Origin of the sequence: Parashewanella hymeniacidonis, assembly GCF_016900895.1 — a bacterium.
In the GTDB taxonomy this organism is placed as follows: domain Bacteria; phylum Pseudomonadota; class Gammaproteobacteria; order Enterobacterales; family Shewanellaceae; genus Parashewanella; species Parashewanella hymeniacidonis.
In genome coordinates this window covers 1-20172 of the sequence record NZ_JAFEUN010000010.1, presented here as the reverse complement: position 1 = coordinate 20172, position 20172 = coordinate 1, and the positions used below count along the sequence as shown (strand labels likewise).

Annotated in this window: 21 protein-coding genes, 2 tRNA genes and 2 rRNA genes; 15 read left to right on the top strand and 10 right to left on the bottom strand. The window is 41.3% G+C overall.

All coding sequences use genetic code 11. The features are described from left to right. Positions 1–105 precede the first annotated feature (105 nt). Complete coding sequence (purD, locus tag JQC92_RS03725) at positions 106–1401, top strand: phosphoribosylamine--glycine ligase (protein ID WP_204998390.1); 1296 nt, start codon at positions 106–108, stop codon at positions 1399–1401. A gap of 317 nt (positions 1402–1718) precedes the next feature. Here purD and JQC92_RS03720 read toward each other — a convergent pair whose 3' ends face one another. The 3 genes from JQC92_RS03720 to JQC92_RS03710 all read right to left on the bottom strand — a co-directional run bounded on the left by JQC92_RS03720 (position 1719) and on the right by JQC92_RS03710 (position 5463). After that, the gene (locus JQC92_RS03720) at positions 1719–2450 is read right to left on the bottom strand and encodes a hypothetical protein (protein WP_204998389.1); all 732 of its coding nucleotides are present in this window, start codon (positions 2448–2450) and stop codon (positions 1719–1721) included. A gap of 326 nt (positions 2451–2776) precedes the next feature. Beyond that, positions 2777–3265 carry a hypothetical protein gene (locus tag JQC92_RS03715; RefSeq protein WP_204998388.1) on the bottom strand — a complete coding sequence of 163 codons (489 nt, stop codon included), beginning with the start codon at positions 3263–3265 and terminating at the stop codon, positions 2777–2779. Positions 3266–4542: 1277 nt separating this feature from the next. After that, positions 4543–5463: a manganese-dependent inorganic pyrophosphatase gene (locus tag JQC92_RS03710; RefSeq protein ID WP_204998387.1), complete on the bottom strand. Its 921-nt coding sequence runs from the start codon at positions 5461–5463 to the stop codon at positions 4543–4545. Between the two features lie 195 nt (positions 5464–5658). Between JQC92_RS03710 and JQC92_RS03705 the strand changes: the two genes are divergently transcribed. Continuing rightward, on the top strand, positions 5659–6570 hold the full coding sequence (locus JQC92_RS03705; protein ID WP_204998386.1) for a pseudouridine synthase: 912 nt from the start codon (positions 5659–5661) through the stop codon (positions 6568–6570). Positions 6571–6735: 165 nt separating this feature from the next. Here JQC92_RS03705 and JQC92_RS03700 read toward each other — a convergent pair whose 3' ends face one another. Together JQC92_RS03700 and JQC92_RS03695 are read right to left on the bottom strand one after the other, a co-directional pair. Further along, on the bottom strand, positions 6736–7224 hold the full coding sequence (locus tag JQC92_RS03700) for a CesD/SycD/LcrH family type III secretion system chaperone (protein WP_204998385.1): 489 nt from the start codon (positions 7222–7224) through the stop codon (positions 6736–6738). Positions 7225–7274: 50 nt separating this feature from the next. Continuing rightward, complete coding sequence (locus JQC92_RS03695) at positions 7275–7496, bottom strand: hypothetical protein (RefSeq protein WP_204998384.1); 222 nt, start codon at positions 7494–7496, stop codon at positions 7275–7277. 127 nt (positions 7497–7623) lie between these two features. Between JQC92_RS03695 and JQC92_RS03690 the strand changes: the two genes are divergently transcribed. From JQC92_RS03690 to mutT, 13 genes are all read left to right on the top strand, one after another. Next, positions 7624–8526, top strand: coding sequence for a virulence factor BrkB family protein (locus tag JQC92_RS03690; RefSeq protein ID WP_204998383.1), 903 nt, complete (start codon positions 7624–7626; stop codon positions 8524–8526). Beyond that, positions 8486–8935: a D-aminoacyl-tRNA deacylase gene (dtd, locus tag JQC92_RS03685; RefSeq protein ID WP_204998382.1), complete on the top strand. Its 450-nt coding sequence runs from the start codon at positions 8486–8488 to the stop codon at positions 8933–8935. Before JQC92_RS03690 ends, dtd begins: the two co-directional genes overlap by 41 nt. After that, positions 8932–9384 (top strand): thioesterase domain-containing protein, encoded by a 453-nt coding sequence (locus JQC92_RS03680; RefSeq protein ID WP_204998381.1) that lies wholly within the window; start codon positions 8932–8934, stop codon positions 9382–9384. The genes dtd and JQC92_RS03680 overlap by 4 nt, the downstream gene beginning before the upstream one ends. Before the next feature lie 80 nt (positions 9385–9464). Further along, positions 9465–10928 (top strand): hypothetical protein, encoded by a 1464-nt coding sequence (locus JQC92_RS03675; protein ID WP_204998380.1) that lies wholly within the window; start codon positions 9465–9467, stop codon positions 10926–10928. 541 nt (positions 10929–11469) lie between these two features. Then, entirely contained in the window at positions 11470–11916 is a 447-nt protein-coding gene (locus JQC92_RS03670) for a pilin (RefSeq protein WP_204998379.1), read from the top strand. A gap of 125 nt (positions 11917–12041) precedes the next feature. After that, positions 12042–13748 carry a type IV-A pilus assembly ATPase PilB gene (pilB, locus tag JQC92_RS03665; protein WP_204998378.1) on the top strand — a complete coding sequence of 569 codons (1707 nt, stop codon included), beginning with the start codon at positions 12042–12044 and terminating at the stop codon, positions 13746–13748. Between the two features lie 39 nt (positions 13749–13787). Further along, positions 13788–15056 carry a type II secretion system F family protein gene (locus tag JQC92_RS03660; protein ID WP_204998377.1) on the top strand — a complete coding sequence of 423 codons (1269 nt, stop codon included), beginning with the start codon at positions 13788–13790 and terminating at the stop codon, positions 15054–15056. 369 nt (positions 15057–15425) lie between these two features. Beyond that, on the top strand, positions 15426–15947 hold the full coding sequence (locus JQC92_RS03655; protein ID WP_204998376.1) for a hypothetical protein: 522 nt from the start codon (positions 15426–15428) through the stop codon (positions 15945–15947). 126 nt (positions 15948–16073) lie between these two features. Then, on the top strand, positions 16074–16991 hold the full coding sequence (locus tag JQC92_RS03650; RefSeq protein WP_204998375.1) for a prepilin peptidase: 918 nt from the start codon (positions 16074–16076) through the stop codon (positions 16989–16991). Between the two features lie 5 nt (positions 16992–16996). Continuing rightward, positions 16997–17608: a dephospho-CoA kinase gene (gene coaE / locus JQC92_RS03645; protein WP_204998374.1), complete on the top strand. Its 612-nt coding sequence runs from the start codon at positions 16997–16999 to the stop codon at positions 17606–17608. A gap of 4 nt (positions 17609–17612) precedes the next feature. Next, positions 17613–18347, top strand: a complete 735-nt coding sequence (gene zapD, locus JQC92_RS03640) for a cell division protein ZapD (RefSeq protein ID WP_204998373.1) — start codon at positions 17613–17615, stop codon at positions 18345–18347. Positions 18348–18391: 44 nt separating this feature from the next. After that, a complete protein-coding gene (gene yacG, locus JQC92_RS03635) occupies positions 18392–18628 on the top strand; it encodes a DNA gyrase inhibitor YacG (RefSeq protein WP_204998372.1) in 237 nt (78 codons plus the stop codon). Beyond that, on the top strand, positions 18625–19038 hold the full coding sequence (gene mutT, locus JQC92_RS03630; protein WP_204998371.1) for an 8-oxo-dGTP diphosphatase MutT: 414 nt from the start codon (positions 18625–18627) through the stop codon (positions 19036–19038). Before yacG ends, mutT begins: the two co-directional genes overlap by 4 nt. On the opposite strand, the gene JQC92_RS03625 is transcribed toward mutT, so the two are convergent. From JQC92_RS03625 to rrf (JQC92_RS03605), 5 genes are all read right to left on the bottom strand, one after another. Further along, positions 19028–19303, bottom strand: coding sequence for an HU family DNA-binding protein (locus tag JQC92_RS03625; RefSeq protein ID WP_204998370.1), 276 nt, complete (start codon positions 19301–19303; stop codon positions 19028–19030). The genes mutT and JQC92_RS03625 overlap by 11 nt on opposite strands. Before the next feature lie 113 nt (positions 19304–19416). Then, positions 19417–19493: transfer RNA gene (locus JQC92_RS03620), tRNA-Asp, on the bottom strand. A 40-nt stretch (positions 19494–19533) separates the two neighbouring features. Then, positions 19534–19649, bottom strand: a 5S ribosomal RNA gene (gene rrf, locus JQC92_RS03615). Positions 19650–19664: 15 nt separating this feature from the next. Continuing rightward, a tRNA-Thr gene (locus JQC92_RS03610) sits at positions 19665–19740 on the bottom strand. A gap of 97 nt (positions 19741–19837) precedes the next feature. After that, positions 19838–19953: ribosomal RNA gene (rrf, locus tag JQC92_RS03605) — 5S ribosomal RNA — on the bottom strand. Between the last annotated feature and the right edge of the window lie 219 nt (positions 19954–20172).

Here is a 20172-nt window from a genome sequence, read left to right as displayed (position 1 = left end):
CCAGTGACTTTAGGTTAAATAAACCTTAAAGTCACTAGAATACAAAACTGTCGTTATGTCATTTCCTGCTTTCGCAGGAGTGACCCAAATGTCAAGGAATTGAATATGAACATTCTTGTAATTGGTGGCGGTGGCCGTGAACACGCCCTAGCATGGAAAGCCGCACAAAACGCAAACGTAAACACGGTATTTGTGGCTCCGGGTAATGCGGGCACAGCCTTAGAACCTAAACTGGAAAATGTTGCCATTGGCGTTGAAGACATCAATGCCTTGATTGATTTCGCTAAAAACAACGATATCGCACTGACCATTGTTGGCCCTGAAGCGCCATTAGTTATCGGTGTGGTTGATGCGTTCCGCGCTGCTGATTTACCGATCTTTGGCCCAACCGAAGGAGCTGCACAACTTGAAGGCTCAAAAGCTTTTACCAAAGACTTTTTAGCGCGCCATAAAATCCCTACAGCGGATTATCAGAACTTCACTGAAATCGAGCCTGCAAAAGTATTTTCAGCACAATTAGCAGAAAAAACAGGTTATCCTGTTGTGATTAAAGCTGACGGCCTAGCGGCTGGTAAAGGTGTGATCATCGCCCAAGATAAAGCGGAAGCGGAAGCAGCGATTGAAGATATGCTTGCTGGCAACAAATTTGGTGATGCAGGTTCTCGTGTGGTTATCGAAGAATTCTTAAAAGGCGAAGAAGCCAGCTTTATCGTTATGGTTGATGGTAAAAACATCCTGCCAATGGCCACCAGCCAAGATCATAAAGCCCGAGATAATGGCGACAACGGCCCAAATACCGGCGGTATGGGCGCTTATTCGCCAGCACCTGTTGTCACACAAGCGATTCACGATTGGACTATGAGTAACGTCATAAAGCCAACGGTTGAAGGCATGGCAGCGGAAGGCCACCCATACACTGGCTTCTTGTATGCAGGGCTAATGATTGCGGCTGACGGTACCGCTAAAGTTCTGGAATACAACTGCCGCTTTGGCGACCCTGAAACTCAGCCAATCATGATGCGTCTGCAATCAGACCTCGTTGAGCTTTGCCTAGCGGCAATGCGAGGAGAACTCGATAAAGTGACCGCTGAATTTGATGCCCGTGCGGCAGTTGGCGTAGTAATGGCGTCAGGTGAATACCCAGTTGCTGCTCGCAAAGGTGATGTAATTTCAGGGCTGACTATTGGCGATAACAACATCAAAATGTTCCATGCGGGTACCGCTGAAAAAGATGGTCATGTTGTTACTAACGGTGGCCGTGTGCTTTGCGCAACGGCACTTGGTAATACCGTTACTGAAGCACAAAAACTCGCTTATGGTTTAGTGAACGAGGTGCATTGGGATGATGTGTATTTCCGTACAGATATTGCTTACCGTGCAATAGCTAGAGAGAATAATTAATATTCTCTTTATATACCCATATGATACCTGAAGATGCTCGATTTCAGCGAGAATGCACAACTTATTAATCAAGGCGACAGTGTGCGGCAATAGTGAGCTATTGTTAGCACTGGCAACGAAGAGTAACAAGCTGTGCAACTCGCACTTCGTGGACTTCTCAGCGCCAATTCTTCTTTGTTACATTAGCTCGAAAGAATCCCGATATTCCTTCGCTAATGCGCCTCAAAGAATTGGCGCTGAAAAAGTCCTGAAACATGCATCTTCAAGTATCATGGGTATACAATCATGAGCCTGCGTTTGCAGGCTCTTTTTTTTAATTATTTTGTTGCGCCACAAACCCAAGCACCATACCCATTGTAAAAGTTTGGATCATCTTCCGAAACCAGTGACGAAAAGATATAGGGAACGTTAGTAAATTTCTGATCGCTAGCTGTTCCCCACTTACCAGCTTGACTCCAAGTAATGAAATAACCACTGAGTTGTTGAATATTCGCCATAACATCCAGTCGATAATCTAAGTCAAAGCTATAATCTCTGATAGGTAAAGATTTACTTTGGCCATTTGCATTGTTATCCAATTGAACATAAGCCTGTGTAACATACTTTTTACTATTTCCCTGTTTTTCACTCTTTAAGTACGGCACAGGGAACTGGACACTACTAACGAAAAATTTTTGTTGATCAAAGCGAGTGAGATTGAATTGAATGAAGGCGTCAGCAGGGGTTCTTGTTCTGACCGTCAGATATTTCTTCGAACTCACGTCGGTTTGTTGAATCTCTGGAATAGTAAGCAGAGACGCTTTGAAGTTAGGGGCAACATATGCAGCAGGAATTGAATCTTTAGATCGAATCGGAGTTTGATTGTTTACGGCCGTTGAATAGATCACTAAAGGCGTACCTCCAGCAGGGCAAGTGTAATTTTCTACAAACCCTTGCGAATCCATAAACTGATTATTTCCTAGAGCGGTCAATTGATTAACTTGAATGGTGGCAGAAGCAGTTAGAGGGAATAAACAAATAAGAACGAGTTTAGAGCATTTTATATTCATAGCAAAAAACCTTATTTAATACTTTACATTCACCATTCAAACTTCTTTTTAGTATCACAATCAAATTAAACATATTTAACTTCAAAAGCCGTAGTTTTAAGAGTTGATTAGATGCTTCCCCTTTATTCTCTCCACTTGTAGAAATAACCAATTTATCGCTGCAAAAGCAATCACGAAAGATCAACAGACCCTAAAAATATTCTGCTCTTAAAACTATTGCTAACCGCATGATTACCAAAATAACAGGTGAACACTCAGTAAAATCGTAACTTAGATAACTTTTTCTTTGTGGGTTTATAGCCACTAAAGTGCTTTAGTTCAATAGGTTATAGATAATCATCAAGCCAAGATTCAGTTCCAAAAAGTGATTCTTCAGCGCTGGTTTTCTTTGGTAGCACCAAATATTTTGCGGTGCCTTCAGTTTTTGGCTTAGCGGGTTCTGCTGGCGCTGACTTTTTATCTGGCTTTTCGATACCTTGAGTTATTGGCTTAGCAGATTTTACAGGCACTAACTTTTCATTTAAAAATGCTTGTAATCTTTCTGGTACTTCGCTGCTTATTGCGCCAAAACAACCTGTGTTTTCCATTCTCAAATTAATTGTACCATTAGTCTTTTTATGTACTTGAGTCAAAAAAGAAAGCAGACAAGTCTTATCACTACTTTTATAGTGCACTCCCCAAAATTCAACGCGAAATTTGAACTTTGAATTAGGCGCTGCAGCCTTAATGTTGAGAATAAGATCTTCGGATACTTTACTGACTTGCCCCCCATCAAAACTCACTTGTTGGATACCAGAATGATTAACACTGGCCATATTGCCCCCAATAATGAAGATCATATCTAAAACAATTTACTCAATTATATATAAGTCTCTATTCACAGAATATTTCTAATAAATGAACTTAGATTAATTAAAAAGTCAAAGCTAACGACAAGACCGAATAGTATGGCTACATTTCAGTGATGATGATATGAACAACCTCAATCTTACTTTCCCTTCAACGTAAAAGCTTAACTATTCTAGTAAGATATTTTATAAGCTGTTACAGATAGTTGTAAGCATTCAACACCTGTAAAATCTAATGATGGTTAAGTGAGTGTTCAGCAAAAACCATGAACGAAGCGGTGCGGTATACCCATGATACCTAAAGATGCTCGATTTCAGCGAGAATGCACAACTTGTTAATCAAGGCGACGGTGTGCGGAAATAGTGAGCTATTGTTAGCACTGGCAACGAAGAGTAACAAGCTGTGCAACTCGCACTGCGTGGACTTCTCAGCGCCAATTCTTCTTTGTTACATTAGCTCGAAAGAATCCCGATATTCCTTCGCTAATGCGCCTCAAAGAATTGGCGCTGAAAAAGTCCTGAAACATGCATCTTCAAGTATCATGGGTATAAAATACGATAAATTGAATATGTTAGAAAAAACAACATCAACAACTCATTCTTCCCATAGTTCGCCAATAAATCAGCTTGAACTAAAAAGCAAGCCAAATACTCAAAAAGGTCGTTTTCCTGCTACATCTAATTTTTTAAACGACAGACGCTGCTCATCTGGGCTATAGAAAATCAAGCATCATCCCAAGATAGTTATATCACTCAGCTTCTTGAACCTAGAAAACTCAGTTGGGTACGTTTTCAAGCGCAGAAAAAATTATCGGTAGCAAGGAAGAGCGTGCAGCAAGTAGTTAATCTACTTGCAAATGTTCTAACGCAGATAACGGCAATTTTAACCAGCTTGTGAGCGTAGAGCGATTCACCCAACAGGTGATAATATTCAATCAGGTTATTAATTTACTTTCATGGGCTTAAAAAGTCATTTAGCGTTCAACTGAGTTTTTTAGGTTGAAGCTAACGCAAGCCCGAACAATCGAAAATCTGGCGGGCAAACACTGATATTTTACGCAGTACAAGTTGGTAATCTTCCGTTACTTAAAGCAAAACCTATTGCCAATATAAACTTGAATAAATTTAAATCATCTTCAGAGTTCCAAACGATAGTTAAAACACTCAACGAACTGCAAGACAATGCGAAAAGAACTTAATGAAGTGAAGCTCAGGTACTGGCCCAAGCTTCAAACTAGAATAAATTAAGCAAACACACCTTGAAGCGGTGGTACAACTTGCTTCTTACGACTTAATACACCCGGCAACCAAGCACGGCCGTTTTCAGTAGCGATATCGTAAGCTTTCTGACTTAACTCTTCATCATCGCTCACGATAAGAAGCTCAGAACCTTCTTGCATAATATCGGTGAGCAACAACATAACCGTATGACGGTTACCTTCTGCTTTTAGCGCTGCAATATCTGCTTCTAGGTCTGCTTTAATGTTATCAAATACAGATAAATCAACCACTTCAAGTTGACCAATACCAACAAGGTTACCGTTCATGTTGAAGTCTTTAAAATCACGCATCACAAGATCACGAGGCGCAGTACCACCAACGGCAGACTTCACTTTAAACATTTCCATGCCTAACGCTTTGAAATCTTCAACGCCTGCAATCTCTGCAAGCGCTTCAACGCAACGAATATCTGCAGTCGTGCATGTTGGTGATTTAAAGATAACCGTGTCACTTAAAATCGCACACAACATGATACCAGCGATGTCTTTTGGAATATCTACATTGTAGAAGTCATACATCATCTTAATCACTGTGTTTGAACAACCTACAGGGCGGATCCAACACTCAAGTGGGGTAGACGTAGTCAAGTCGCCCAACTTGTGGTGATCAACAATACCAACAATCGTTGCTTCTGCAATATCATCTGGTGCTTGAGTTAGCTCTGAATGATCAACGATGTAAACTTCTTCTCCTGCATAGCTCATTTTTAATTCTGGTGCTTCGAAACCAAAACGATCCAGAATAAATTGAGTCTCAGGCGATGGCTCACCTAAACGCGACGCTTTTGCTGGCTCGCCGATTTGATTTTTCAAATACGCCAGTGCGATAGCACCACAGATTGAATCAGAATCAGGGATTTTATGCCCCACTACATACATTGACATTGCAAACACTCTCTAATTGGTTTTAATGGAAGGGATTTTAGCAAATCTACGCTGAATAAAAAAATACCTTAACAATAATAGCCTGCTCTCACTCGATTTAATGATTCATCGGCAACGACCTTAAGGGAGACTTTCACTCACGTTGCCTTCAAGATACAATTCGACCTTGGTCTTAACTGTAATTGTAATTATTAAATGTCATCGTCTGCTCAAGCTGCACAGCCTTCTTATATTTTTATCCCTGATAACGTCTCTTCACAGCTCACTGTTGTAGATTTCCTGATACAGCAATTTCCACATGTTTCAGCAGAGACTTGGCATCAGCGTATAAAGCAGAGCAAAATTCATTGGCAAGATAACTCATCATTAAACCTCGACACGCTTTGCCGACCGAGGCAGCGTGTGTATTACTACCGTGAAGTACAACAAGAGACAAAAGTCCCTTTTACAGAACGAATTTTATTTGAAAATGACCGTTTCTTGATTGTCTTTAAGCCGCACTTCTTACCCGTTACTCCCAGTGGTAACTATGTCAATGAATGCTTAGTTCATCGACTTAGAATAAAAACGGGCATTGAAACTATCGCACCTGCGCATCGCTTAGACAAAGATACAGCGGGGCTAATGTTGTTTACCAAATTGCCAGAGTGTCGCAATACTTATCATTCTTTATTTAAAGACGGTAATATCCATAAACAATATCAAGCCATTGCCAAGCTTACTCCTGAAGCCCGCTCCGAATTCACACAACGTGGTCAACAACACTGGGAAATAAAAGATAAACTCGTCAGAGGTGAGCCTTCTTTTTTAGTCAAGCAAACCAGCGGTGAAGCAAACACCCACTCTAAGATTCGATTAATTCAAGTAAAGGGAGATTATGGCCTGTTTGAATTAGAGCCAATAACAGGTAAAACCCACCAGCTTCGCGTGCACATGCTTGGGCTTGGAATGCCAATATTGAATGATCGCTTTTATCCAGAATTACAGCCAAAATCTGAGCCGACTTTCGAAAATCCTTTGAATTTACTTGCCCAAAAATTAGCATTTACGGATCCTATCGATCAGCAAAATCACGTATTTACCTGCTCCGCTTTAACGCTCGATTAACCAACGATATTCAATGATGATGGCCTATCTGATAACAAACCTGAAAACCCACCACGTATTAAAGGGTTAAGCACTTCAGCATGGGGAAACAAGGTATATAAAGAAAAGGAATAAACCAGATCGTCTCAAACAAGCCCATAGATTCAACGACAAAACAATTCTTGTTTAGCGCCCGTTCAGCTCATCAAGTAATTTTCTGGCTTGTTCACCAATATGGTGTTCATCAGGGCGAATATAACTCTGATCTATGGCCGTTTGTAACGCTTCACGAGCTGAAGGTTCGTCCCCTAAACTTAAGAAGCATTGGCCAATGCGAAACGTTGCCCCTGGGTCACAGGCATCCATCACCAACGCATAACCATAAAAATTCAGAGCATGTTTAAATTCACCAAGCCAATGCAAAGTTGAACCAAGCGCCATTTGAAAGCGCCTGTCCCAAGGCATGTGCATGACTAAATAGGTAAACTCAGTCATGGCTTCGTCAGGCTTGCCAGCATTGTATTTTTCTAATCCCTTAGCATAAACAACTTCCAGCTCTTTAGGCGTAATGTTCTTAATTTCAGCTAACGTCTTATGTTCACTTAATGCTTGCTCACACGCTTTTTCAAGCTTTTTCAGATCAATCTTGAGATCCGCTTCCTCTTTATTTGTCATAGACAACCCAAGTTTCTATATCAATAAAAGTCTAGACGAGACTCACACGATCAGCTGCTTTTATACAGCGCTGCATCAATAATCGCCCATAGGTGAGCCACCACAGCAATCACACCTGGGAACACCAGCCACCAGAAAAAATAACCTAAGCTACATACGACGAAGAAAAACACCGCAAAAAAGATTTTTCCCTGAACCAGCTGCCCAAGTCCCGGAATAAAAAAACTTGCAACCGCAGCGATTACATTTCCTGTAGATCCTTGTCCACTCATATCAATACTCCATATCTCTGTTTATTGGTTATCTCAATTTTTGGTTATATATTGTGAACTCAGTCAAACTTTGCCATAGTTAGCCACTTATTTAAAAAGCCCTCTAAATGGAACTGGAGCAATTGCCATGAAATGGCCGACCATTGAGCAACTCAAGCAATATAGCCAAACGTTTTATCAATTCTGTTTACACCTTAAACAGAGGTTAAAACAAGATCAAATCAATATTGTTTCAGGACATTTAACTTACGTTACTTTACTCTCTTTAGTGCCTATCATTGCTGTCATGATGTCCATGCTCTCTGTATTCCCAGTGTTTCAAGGAATACGTGAACAAATTGAGGTATTCATTTACGGTAACTTCTTACCATCAGCTAATGACACAATCAAAATCTACATCAATTCTTTTGTCGATAACGCATCAAAAGGCACAGCCATAGGTATCTTGGCCTTAGTGGTCGTAGCATTTCTACTGATGTCGGCGATTGATAAGACTCTCAATAAAATATGGCGAGTCACCAAAAAGCGCCGATTAATCATTTCATTCTCAATGTATTGGATGGTACTGACACTTGGCCCCGTCTTTGTGGGTGCCAGTTTAGCGGCAACATCCTATTTAGTATCATTAAAAATTTTTAATGCCGACCAAATCGCCGACGTTGTGCCATTTTTTGTTGCTCGTTTGCCAATGCTGTTTTCAATGGTGGCTTTTTTAATGATTTATCTTGCGGTGCCGAATCAAAGCGTTAAATGGCAACATGGACTGATTGGTGCAGCCACCGCAGCAATCTTGTTTGAAGCAGGTAAAAAAGTCTTTACCTTTTACCTGACCCACTTCCCAAGTTATGAAGCCATTTATGGCACAATGGCCACCATCCCTATTTTATTTGTTTGGGTCTACATCTCATGGATGATTGTATTGTTGGGTGCTGTCATCACCTCCGCCTTACCCGAATTTACTGAGCAGTTACATAACATAGAAAATCAAGATGAAAGCCATAATCCAAAGAGTGAAACAAGCGCAAGTTGATGTAAACAACAAGACCATTGGTCAAATCAATCAAGGGATTTTAATTCTCTTAGGGGTTGAGCAACAAGATACACAACAAGATGCGGAGCAACTGGCGCAGCGAATTATCAATTACCGAATATTCAATGACGATAACGGTAAAATGAACCTCAACCTTGAGCAAATTCAAGGTAAGCTATTAGTGATCTCACAATTCACTTTAGCGGCGGACACCAGCCGAGGCCGTAGACCCAGTTTCTCATCCGCTGCAACGCCGCAGCAAGCGAATACCTTGTATCAGCACTTTGTGAAGTATTGCCAACAACAAAATATCACGACAGCAACGGGTGAATTTGGTGCGGATATGCAAGTAAGCCTAATTAATGATGGGCCAGTAACCTTTGCATTAGAGACAAAAGAAAAATCATGACAGCTAACAACCAAACGTTACTCCAACAGCTCACACAAACATGGCATAACACCATTCCTGTCAGCCAATTTATGCAAATCAAACCACTTGAACTCACTAGGGGTACTTTTAGCGTTACTGCCCCCATTGAACCCAACATCAATTGCCACAACACCATGTTTGCTGGTTCATTATCAACCCTCGCGACACTTACGGGTTGGGGTGCTATTTGGTTACAACAAAAACTCAATAATGTGAATGGCGACATTGTGCTGGCGGATGGACACATTCGTTACCTTGCACCAGTAACATCGCAACCAATAGCCCAAGTAGCGTGTCATAACTTCGAGTTTTCTCGTTTAGTGGCGGGCAAAAAACAACGCTTCGAGCTGAAAGTAAACATCATCTGTAATCAACAAGTATGTGCTGAATTTTCAGGTCAATATGTCAGTTTGCCTGTCGGTAATTAACAAACTTTAACTCTAACACTCAAACTTCACCGCATTCATTTGATATATTATCTGGAGTATTATTTCAGGTAATAAAAGCCATGTCTTCTTCTGTCAGTAACCCCCTATTATCTTTAGAAGTAGGGCAATCTATTAATGCGACTGTGTATCATCAACAAGAAATCAGCACATCACCGGCTGATGATGAATTTGGCACATTACTTAACATAATGAAAGTAGACGTTGGCACCATTAAGAGGGTCGATGACTCGGTGGCGTCAAAGTTCCATACAGACAAAACAAGGAACAGTCAGGAAATGCCAACAAAACTTTTGTTTACTCCAAAAGACTCATTAGAACGCTATGAAATAACAGTAGATTCGAAATGCATAGATAAACAAAGAAAATGGTTTACATATTATTACTCATTTCAAATTTCTCACCCCTATCACACTCTGCAACTTGAGCAGTCTCAGGCATCAAGCGCATCATCGACAGCCGTAAACAAAACGAATAAGGTTTCTAAAACTCCAACAGAGAAAAGTAAAACAACACCTAAGAAGGTATCCTCGCAAGGGTCTTCACAAGCCTCACATCTAAAAGATACTAACAACAAACAGTTACCAATGTCTTCTGAGGCAAGTAAAGTGAAATCGACAAAAAAATTAGACACCCCTAGCGCAAAAATGAAAACCGCTAAAGTATCAGTTGCAACAGATTTAACTGAGCGCCCCAAACGCCATGACGCAATCGCACCACTAACCCATACATCACAAGATAAAGAAGCAGCATTTAATCTGCTAAAACAACAAGCTAAAAACCCAAAAAACTTTACAGAATTGAAGCAAAGTTTTGATGATTTTGTGAAAACACTGCACATTGATAGGCAAGACAAAGCACAACTCATTATCGCAAAGTCACCTGAAAACCCTAGTGGCCCGTGGCAAGTCACCATCAAGTATGGTAAAGCAACTCTAGTCACAGCAAAAGTGAAAGCTGAGTCGATGTCAGCACAGCAGCAGTTTACCCGTCAAACTATCGACCAAATGAAAGCACATTGGCAGCAAACAAAAGCCAACGACTACTTAGCTGATGCTTGGCAATATTTAGCAAATAATGACCCGACAATGGCTCAAAGGCTTAAACATCTGCAAGAAGACGAAGCATATAGAACAGCCAATTTTACTAGCTATGAAGTGAGCAAGAACAATTCAGACCTTGTAACCTTAACGTTTAATGTTGATCGCAGCAGCAAACCTAAAAGACTCACAGTTAGGCCAATTTTTGATCCTGCTGTCCATAACCCTCAAATATCTTTTCATGGAATGTTGCTTGACAAAAATCAACCATTTCAGAATCTCAAGCAATTAGTGGAAAATGTTAAAGGCACAGCATGTGACCCACAATTACACGTACAATTGTCACCATACATCAACCTCTTAAAACAGAATTTAACGGATGATTGGTGGTGTGACCCAACGATGTATAGAATGTTGCGCCAAGTTCGTTTAAGACAAACAAACTTAGCCGAGCTTATGGGGTTAAGTGCACCTTCATCAAAATGAGCCTGTCGTTATAAATATAACCATTAAAAACAATATAAATTCGTCATTTTTTTGACACCTCCAGATAAAAATCAATAAAATTGACCATTTAACCGTCGAGATGACTGATAACGCTTGCATAAAACAGACGAAATTCTACATAAATCAACATTTTTGATTAAATTTTTAAACCTTTTATACAAAATTTTGTTTCAATTTCACCCAATTTGTAATACTTTTACCCTACTTATAGTGACCCACATCAAAAAAGTCAGTTTTGTTTGATGTTGTGGTCAAGGTGAGCAGGTAAACAAGGATGATGCAATGTTAATGGAGCTGCAGTATCAGTCAAACTGACAATGCAAAGTAACAAAGTTGCCCGGCCAAGCTTTAGCTTAATTGCTGAGTTAAGAGTCTAGAGCCTAAACTCGCAGTAAGTCGGCAACCTAAGAAGCAGCAAAGGTTACGAGCGCCTAGGCGCGAATACCTGGGTACTCAAATTTTAAGTGACCACCAATTTAGTCACTTAGTCATACAAAAGTGGACAGTGGAGAACATAACCATGAAAGGTTTAAACTCAATGAAGAGTGTAAAAAATGCGAAGGGTTTCACCCTGATTGAATTAATGATTGTTGTGGCGATTATTGGTATTTTGGCGGCAGCGGGATTACCTGCATACCAAAATTACACTTTAAAAGCTAAATTTTCAGAATTAACTAATGCAACAGCTTCTGTAAAATCAGCAGTTGAAGTATGTTCGCAATTAGAAGGTGCAACAACTAATTGTTCAGGCGGTTCAAATGGTATTCCATCAAATGTTACAGCAGGTACTGGTGATCCATACTCATTAACAACTACTGGCACTGCTGCGAATGTAAAAATTCTAGTCACTCCAGCGAGCATTGACGGTCTTGATCCGAAAGATACTTACACACTAACTGGTGAATTTGCCGATGGTAGACTGACTTGGGAAGAAAGTTGTGGTAACGACACAACTCAATTCTGTTAATTAAATTTATTGTGTACTGAGGTACTTTACCTCAGTACTTTTTCTCAAAGGACTGAGTAAAATATGATCCAAAAACTTAGTAATGATCATCACCATTACTCATCACAATAAAAGACACGTCGTTTATGCCTAATACTGTGCTTCACACTGGTCTTTCTAATCTCTTAATTCGCAAAGAGCAAATTACGTCGTCACAACTTGCTGAACTTACCCAAAAAGCCAGTAAAAACAACACCTCATTTCCCAGCATTCTCATCAGTGAAAACATCCTTTCGCCGCTGGCACTCGCCAATTTAGGCCACGAAGAATACGGCACGCCACTGCTGGATATCAATGAGTTTGATTTAACCAGCATTCCTGAAGAATTTTTAAACCGTAAGCTGATTGAAAAACACCACTGCTTGCCGTTATTTAAACGTGGCAACCGTCTGTATATTGCCACCGCAGATCCGACTAATATTGCTGCGTTAGAAGAGTTTCAATTTAATGTTGGCATGCACGCTGAAGCCATTTTAGTGGAGGTGGATAAGCTCGAAACCGCCATTGAAACCGTGTTAGAAGATGACTTATCCAGCCTCGATTTAGACAGCCTCGATGAAGAAGGCTTAGGCGACATTGAAGTTGCCGATACTGAGCGCAAAGATGAAGACACGGGTGACGGCAAAGACGATGCGCCCATTGTTATCTACATCAATAAAATTCTCACCGACGCAATTCGTAAAGGGGCATCGGATCTCCATTTTGAGCCTTACGAAAAAAAATACCGCATTCGTTTTCGCATCGATGGCGTGTTACAAGAAATCTCCCAGCCACCGATTGGCCTATCAGCGCGGATTGCCGCACGTTTAAAGGTAATGAGTAAGCTGGATATCGCTGAGCGCCGAGTGCCACAAGATGGCCGCATTAAATTAAAGCTGGGGCGTAACCGCAGCACCGATTTTCGTGTCAGTACCCTGCCGACCATTTGGGGCGAAAAAATCGTAATGCGTATTTTAGATTCCGCCTCAGCGCAACTCGGCATTGAAAAGCTCGGTTACGAGGCCGATCAGAAAAAACTGTATATGGATGCCCTTGCTCAGCCCCAAGGGATGATATTAGTCACCGGACCAACAGGCTCTGGTAAAACCGTCTCTTTGTATACTGGCCTGAATATCCTTAACACCGAAGAGCGCAATATTTCCACCGCCGAAGACCCGGTAGAAATTAACCTTGAAGGCGTAAACCAAGTCCACATCAACTTAAAAGCAGGCTTAACCTTTGCCTCGGCACTGCGTTCATTTTTACGACAAGACCCTGATATCGTGATGGTCGGTGAGATCCGTGACTTAGAAACCGCTGAGATCGCCATTAAAGCGGCGCAAACAGGTCACTTAGTGTTATCAACGCTGCATACCAACTCAGCGGCAGAAACCTTGACTCGTTTATCGAATATGGGCGTACAAGGTTATAACATCGCCAGCTCAGTGAGCTTAATTATCGCTCAGCGTCTTGCTCGCCGCCTCTGTGAACACTGTAAAACCCCAGAAGATGTGCCAGAAGTTGAATTACAACGCTTAGGCTTTACTCAATCACAAATAGAGCAAGGGTTTATTGTCTACAAGCCCGAAGGTTGTGACCAATGCACTGCTGGCTATAAAGGCCGTGTCGGTATTTATGAAGTGATGAAAATGAGTGAAGATTTATCAAAATGCATCATGGAAGGCGGCAACTCATTAGAATTACTTGAGATTGCACAAACTCAAGGCATGCGCACCTTACGCCATTCTGGGTTGATGAAAGTACAACAAGGGATCAGCAGCATTAACGAAATTAATCGCGTCACCAGTTTTTAAACTTTTATGCGGTAAACAGGAAATGATCAGGAAAGGATTATGGCAACGGCATCAGTAAGCACTAAACGAGCAAATCGTAAGGCCAAAAAGTCTAAAGCGGCTCAAACAGTCTTTACCTTTCAGTGGAAGGGGTTAAACCGTGACGGCGCGAAAAGCTCGGGCGACATCCAAGCTTCCAGCGTTGCCGAAGCCCGTGCCTTATTAAAACAACAGGGCATTATCAGTAAGTCCGTTCGTAAAAAATCAAAATCGATTTTGTCTGGCGACAAACCCATTAAGCCAATGGACATCGCCATGATCACCCGCCAAATTGCCACCATGCTTTCCGCAGGGGTTCCCTTGGTGACCACCATTGAAATGTTGGCCAAAGGCCATGAAAAGCCAAAGATGCGCACACTGTTAGGTGGCATTTTGAATGACTTACAAGCGGGTATTCCTCTCTCGGACGCATTGCGTCCACACAAGCGTTACTTTGATGATTTATACGTCGACTTAGTCGCTGCAGGTGAACATTCAGGGGCGCTTGATACCGTATTTGATCGCATTGCGACTTACCGTGAAAAATCCGAAGCCTTAAAGTCGAAAATCAAAAAAGCCATGTTTTACCCTGCAGCGGTTGTCGTCGTTGCAATAATTGTGACAGTTGGATTGTTGTTGTTTGTGGTCCCCCAATTTGAAGAAATTTTTAAAAGCTTTGGTGCAGAGCTACCCATCTTTACCCAATTTGTACTCGGCATTTCCCGTTGGTTACAAGAATGGTGGTGGGTATTCTTTATCGCCATAACCGCAGGCGTGATTGGTTTTATTCATAGCCATCGGAATTCACAACATTTTCGCGACAAAGTAGATGCGTTAATCTTAAAAATTCCACTGATCGGTGAAATCTTACATAAAGGCGCCATGGCCCGTTTTGCCAGAACACTGGCGACAACGTTTGCCGCAGGTGTGCCATTGATTGACGGTATTGAGTCCGCTGCAGGTGCTTCAGGTAATGCCGTGTATCGCAAAGCATTAATGCAAGTACGTCAAGAAGTCATGACAGGAATGCAAATGAACGTCGCCTTGCGCACCACTAATTTGTTCCCCGACATGCTGATTCAAATGGTGATGATTGGTGAAGAATCTGGCTCACTGGATGATATGCTCAACAAAGTCGCCAACATTTATGAAATGCAAGTTGATGATGCGGTAGACGGTTTATCCAGCTTAATTGAACCAATAATGATGGTGGTCATTGGTACCGTAGTTGGTGGCTTGATCGTCGCCATGTACCTACCAATCTTTGAAATGGGCAATGTGGTTGGTTAACGCTGTTGTATTTGTTAATCAATCTTCACTAACCTTTTAACTGATGGCAACACTTGAAACCCACTTTGATTATAAACTTAAGATACATTGAGTTTATGAGATATTTGGTGTTATACCCATGATACTTGAAGATGCATGTTTCAGGACTTTTTCAGCGCCAATTCTTTGAGGCGCATTAGCGAAGGAATATCGGGATTCTTTCGAGCTAATGTAACAAAGAAGAATTGGCGCTGAGAAGTCCACGCAGTGCGAGTTGCACAGCGTGTTACTCTTCGTTGCCAGTGCTAACAATAGCTCACTATTGCCGCACACTGTCGCCTTGATTAACAAGTTGTGCATTCTCGCTGAAATCGAGCACCTTCAGGTATCATGGGTATAAGCCTTTTAGCTAAAACGTCAGTACTCGATCTTAATGACACAACAATATTCGACGGCTCCCATGAAGGTGCTTCATTTACAAATGAGCACCTCCGTTTTCAAGCCCGTGCGTGCACCATTGCGACTGAGCTAACTGAGTTACATACCAGCCAGGTTAATGAAGCCCCAATTGCAGATGTCTCGGACTATCAAGTAACGGCCTCGCAACAAATGGAACGTGAAGTCGAAACAATCCAAACTCAATGCCAAGCGCAGCTAGATAAATTAGCATTAAGCCTACCAAGAGTGTTAATTGAAGAAGTTCCTGAAAGTGATATATCCGAGTTATTTGCTGAGCTTCCCGAATTATTTTCACTTCCGTACACTCAGGAAAAAACAGAACTTATATTCTTCGCGTTATCCATAAAATCGGGGTTAAATTCATTAAAGAGTCGTTTGAATCATCAAGATGATTTAGCGGGTGGGATTGATAACTTTAAAAAGCACTGGTTGAACAGTTTACAAAATAACTAACTTAATGAGCTATTGCTGACTATCCGTTAAAACTTAATTTAACATTTTTGAAAAATACGCCTGCAATCACAGCATTATTCATATTACAATCAAAGCACAGATCTCATTACATTCACGAAAGCACTCATGTCCGATTTTTTAATTTTGCTCAATGAACAGCCTATTGTTTTTACAACGTTAACTTTCGTCTTTGCTGCTATTGTGGGTAGCTTTTTGAACGTTGTCATTCATCGTATGCCAGTGATGTTAAAACGAGAGTGGCAACAAGAATGTAATCATTATTTAGAAGAGTACCACCCGCAGCGATTTAAAGCGTTGGGCGAAAAGGAACTCAATAAACCGATTGATAACTTTCCTGAAACGTACAACTTGCTTACGCCCACGTCAGCCTGCCCAAAGTGCAACAGTAAAATTAAACCGTGGCATAACATTCCAGTTTTGGGCTGGATATTGTTAAAAGGAAAATGTGCTGGCTGCAGCAAACCGATATCGGCAAGATACCCTGTCATCGAGTTCATCACTGGTGCAATGGTGGCATATTTGGCTTGGCACTTTGGGCCGACACTTGAATTTGCTGCAATGAGCTTTTTGACCTTTGTGCTCATTGCTCTTACAGGCATCGATTTAGATGAAATGTTACTGCCAGATAACCTAACGCTTCCCCTGCTGTGGCTTGGTTTGATTTTAAATGTGAATGACACTTTCGTATCACTTGAGTCATCACTGATTGGTGCTGTTGCGGGTTACTTGAGTTTATGGTCAGTCTTTTGGCTGTTTAAACTTGCAACGGGCAAAGAAGGCATGGGCTATGGCGACTTTAAATTAATGGCCGTATTTGGTGCTTGGCTGGGTTGGCAGATGCTACCGCTCATCATTTTATTATCCTCCCTTGTTGGCGCCATCGTGGGTATTGGTTTAATTGCCACCCGTAAGCTTCATTCAGGGAATCCAATTCCTTTCGGACCTTATATTGCGATAGCAGGTTGGATAGCCATGTTATGGGGAAAAGACATCGTAAACTGGTATTTGATTAATTGGGTCTAAAAGCCATGGATAAATTTGTCGTTGGATTAACGGGTGGTATTGGCAGCGGAAAAACAACCGTCGCCAATTTATTTGCTGCTCAAGGAATTGAGCTTGTTGATGCTGATATTGTTGCCCGTGAAGTGGTGGCAATTGGCAGCGAAGGGCTTAATGAAATTGCAGCACATTTCGGTGAATCTATTTTATTAGAAAACGGTGAGCTCAACCGAGCAAGCTTGAGAGAGAAAGTATTTTCCAATGAAGATCAACGTCAATGGCTTAATCAGTGTTTGCATCCTAAAATAAGATCAAGAATGTTACAGTTGATTAATTCTTCATCAAGTGAGTATACTGTGTTGGTCGTGCCCTTGCTATTTGAAAATGGTTTAGATAAGTTGGTAAATCGCACTTTAGTTGTTGATATATCAAACGAACTGCAAATAAAGCGCACATCCAAACGCGACGCCGTTTCAAAAGCTCAGATCCAAAGTATTATTGATAGCCAAATGTCACGGAAAGACAAGTTATCAAAGGCCAACGACGTCATCTGCAATCAAGGAGAGATTACCGATTTAGAGCAAGCAGTTATAGCTCTGCATGAAAAGTACTTAACACTAATAAGAAAAGCTAAAGATTAAGACTATGACTGAACTCACATACGAACAGCCTCTCAACGAAAAAACTCGTAGCTATTTACGACTTGAATACCTCGCTGATCAACTTGAGTTCAATTTTGAGAATGATCACCAACACGCCTGTTTTTTTCCTTTATTTTCCTTATGGGAACTCTGTGAACGTTGCGACTATCGCAATGATGTGATCAAAGAATTCGACCGACAACTTTGCCTACTAAACAAATGGCGAGATCTCCCAGATTCAGACAAACCACAGATTCAGCAGCTTGTTGATAAGATCAATTTACATCGCTGCCAGCTAATCAAATCACCACGCTTGGGGCAAGCGCTCAAAAATGATCGTTTTTTATCGGCAATAAGACAACGGTTTAGTATGCCGGGTGCCAGTTGCAGCTTCGATCTACCTCAGTTACATTTTTGGCTTGCTAAACCCTGGTCAGAACGCCAACACAATTACCAAGTTTGGTGTGAACACTTCAGGCCATTACTCGAAGCCGTAAAGCTGATTTTAGAACTCTGCAGGAATACCGCTCAATTTCAAACCCAAATAGCCCCTAGCGGCTTTTACCAAGGTGAGAGTAATCAAGCTTTAGCGTTAGTGAGAGTGCGTCTAGAAGAGTGTAATGGCTGCTACCCAACCGTCAGTGGCAACCGTAATCGTTTTGCCATTCACTTTGTGACTTTTGAGCACCATAAGCATACAGATCAAGCAATTAAATTCGAACTGGCTGCTTGCCGTTAGAAACGATATCATTTACCCATTATTTTCTATCATAAAGTAAAACTATGCCTTTAACGGTTAAATGCCCTACTTGCCAACAACATGTTGAGTGGAAACCTGAAGCTAAATTTAAACCTTTTTGTAGTGAGCGCTGCAAAATGATTGACTTAGGTGATTGGGCTTCAGAGAAACACGCTATTCCCGTCAATCCACAAATGGATATTACTCATATTGACCTTGAAGATATTGGTTATGATGAGCCGAGTTTTTTTAATGATGACAACACTAAAGGTAACTCATGAAACGTGTTCATGTTGCTGTGGGCGTAATCATTAACGATGCAAATCAAATTTTAATTTCGAAGCGATTGGATCATTTGCACCAAGGTGGCAAATGGGAGTTTCCTGGTGGTAAGGTCGAAGCAGGTGAAACAACGTCACAAGCGTTAATCAGAGAGCTTAAAGAAGAAGTAAACCTTAATGTCACCTCGACAACACCTTTTATGACCCAAAGCTTTGATTACCCAGATAAGCAAGTGTTTCTCGACATTCACCTTGTAACTACATTTACGGGTGAAGCTAAAGGCCTAGAGCAACAGCAAATAAAGTGGGTTTCAAAAGCTGACATCAGTAATTATCAATTTCCTGATGCCAACTATGCCATTATCGAAAGATTAGAGCAGAAAAACTGCTATCAAACACTTAATCGTTAATCACTTGCTTTACATTAGCCGAGAATTTAAAGCTTGGCTGATTATATCCTTCAATCTCAATGCTTTCTCCGGTCTGAGGGTTCCGTCCTTGCTTTGGTAAGTGATATCTCAGTTCAAACGTACCAAACTGTGGTAAAAATACTTTTTCCCCCTCAGAGAGCGCTTGATGAAGCATCTTCAAAAGTGAGTTTAACGCTGACTTAGTGTCTTTTTGCGTTGTTTCAGATAATTCAGCCATGGCTTTAACCAATTCAGACTTGTTCATACTGCAACCTTGAAACAAATAATGATAAGAGCTCAAATAATCCAAATATAGATTAATTTAAAACGAGAACAAAACAAAAAAGCCCCGTCATTTCTGACGAGGCTTCGTTGTGTTGGCGGAGCGGACGGGACTCGAACCCGCGACCCCCGGCGTGACAGGCCGGTATTCTAACCAACTGAACTACCGCTCCAACTCTTTATGTTTAGGCGTTGACACTAAACAAATTTGGCGCCTGGCGATGACCTACTCTCACATGGGGAGACCCCACACTACCATCGGCGATGCTGTGTTTCACTACTGAGTTCGGGATGGAATCAGGTGGTTCCGCAGCTCTGTTGTCACCAGACAAATTCTTTAACAATGGTGCTGATACCCAGAATCGAACTGGGGACCTCATCCTTACCAAGGATGCGCTCTACCGACTGAGCCATATCAGCTAATTTTTTATGTCGTAAAGCGACTTTATCTACCTTTAATGCCAGTAGATTTGAATCTCTTTTCGTTTTACTTACTTAAAAATAAAACTAAATTGGTGTCTGGCGATGACCTACTCTCACATGGGGAGACCCCACACTACCATCGGCGATGCTGCGTTTCACTACTGAGTTCGGGATGGATTCAGGTGGTTCCACAGCTCTATTGTCACCAGACAAAATTCTGCTCTTTACCGCTGTCGCAGTAAATTAATAATTCGGAAAGCTCATCTCAAGCTCTTTCGAGCGTTCTCACTTCATTAAGTGTTTTGTATTCAAACTAAGGTTTAGCAAATTGCACTGAAATCTTTCATTCAGTAAAACCCATTAGGGTTGTATGGTTAAGCCTCACGAGTCATTAGTACAGGTTAGCTCAACGCCTCACAACGCTTACAC

Excerpts from the sequence above, each read along its gene's own strand:
- purD (WP_204998390.1), top strand. The coding sequence starts at position 106 with ATGAACATTCTTGTAATTGGTGGCGGTGGCCGTGAACACGCCCTAGCA.
- JQC92_RS03720 (WP_204998389.1), bottom strand. The coding sequence starts at position 2,450 with ATGAATATAAAATGCTCTAAACTCGTTCTTATTTGTTTATTCCCTCTA.
- JQC92_RS03715 (WP_204998388.1), bottom strand. The coding sequence starts at position 3,265 with ATGGCCAGTGTTAATCATTCTGGTATCCAACAAGTGAGTTTTGATGGG.
- JQC92_RS03710 (WP_204998387.1), bottom strand. The coding sequence starts at position 5,463 with ATGTCAATGTATGTAGTGGGGCATAAAATCCCTGATTCTGATTCAATC.
- JQC92_RS03705 (WP_204998386.1), top strand. The coding sequence starts at position 5,659 with ATGTCATCGTCTGCTCAAGCTGCACAGCCTTCTTATATTTTTATCCCT.
- JQC92_RS03700 (WP_204998385.1), bottom strand. The coding sequence starts at position 7,224 with ATGACAAATAAAGAGGAAGCGGATCTCAAGATTGATCTGAAAAAGCTT.
- JQC92_RS03695 (WP_204998384.1), bottom strand. The coding sequence starts at position 7,496 with ATGAGTGGACAAGGATCTACAGGAAATGTAATCGCTGCGGTTGCAAGT.
- JQC92_RS03690 (WP_204998383.1), top strand. The coding sequence starts at position 7,624 with ATGAAATGGCCGACCATTGAGCAACTCAAGCAATATAGCCAAACGTTT.
- dtd (WP_204998382.1), top strand. The coding sequence starts at position 8,486 with ATGAAAGCCATAATCCAAAGAGTGAAACAAGCGCAAGTTGATGTAAAC.
- JQC92_RS03680 (WP_204998381.1), top strand. The coding sequence starts at position 8,932 with ATGACAGCTAACAACCAAACGTTACTCCAACAGCTCACACAAACATGG.
- JQC92_RS03675 (WP_204998380.1), top strand. The coding sequence starts at position 9,465 with ATGTCTTCTTCTGTCAGTAACCCCCTATTATCTTTAGAAGTAGGGCAA.
- JQC92_RS03670 (WP_204998379.1), top strand. The coding sequence starts at position 11,470 with ATGAAAGGTTTAAACTCAATGAAGAGTGTAAAAAATGCGAAGGGTTTC.
- pilB (WP_204998378.1), top strand. The coding sequence starts at position 12,042 with ATGCCTAATACTGTGCTTCACACTGGTCTTTCTAATCTCTTAATTCGC.
- JQC92_RS03660 (WP_204998377.1), top strand. The coding sequence starts at position 13,788 with ATGGCAACGGCATCAGTAAGCACTAAACGAGCAAATCGTAAGGCCAAA.
- JQC92_RS03655 (WP_204998376.1), top strand. The coding sequence starts at position 15,426 with ATGGGTATAAGCCTTTTAGCTAAAACGTCAGTACTCGATCTTAATGAC.
- JQC92_RS03650 (WP_204998375.1), top strand. The coding sequence starts at position 16,074 with ATGTCCGATTTTTTAATTTTGCTCAATGAACAGCCTATTGTTTTTACA.
- coaE (WP_204998374.1), top strand. The coding sequence starts at position 16,997 with ATGGATAAATTTGTCGTTGGATTAACGGGTGGTATTGGCAGCGGAAAA.
- zapD (WP_204998373.1), top strand. The coding sequence starts at position 17,613 with ATGACTGAACTCACATACGAACAGCCTCTCAACGAAAAAACTCGTAGC.
- yacG (WP_204998372.1), top strand. The coding sequence starts at position 18,392 with ATGCCTTTAACGGTTAAATGCCCTACTTGCCAACAACATGTTGAGTGG.
- mutT (WP_204998371.1), top strand. The coding sequence starts at position 18,625 with ATGAAACGTGTTCATGTTGCTGTGGGCGTAATCATTAACGATGCAAAT.
- JQC92_RS03625 (WP_204998370.1), bottom strand. The coding sequence starts at position 19,303 with ATGAACAAGTCTGAATTGGTTAAAGCCATGGCTGAATTATCTGAAACA.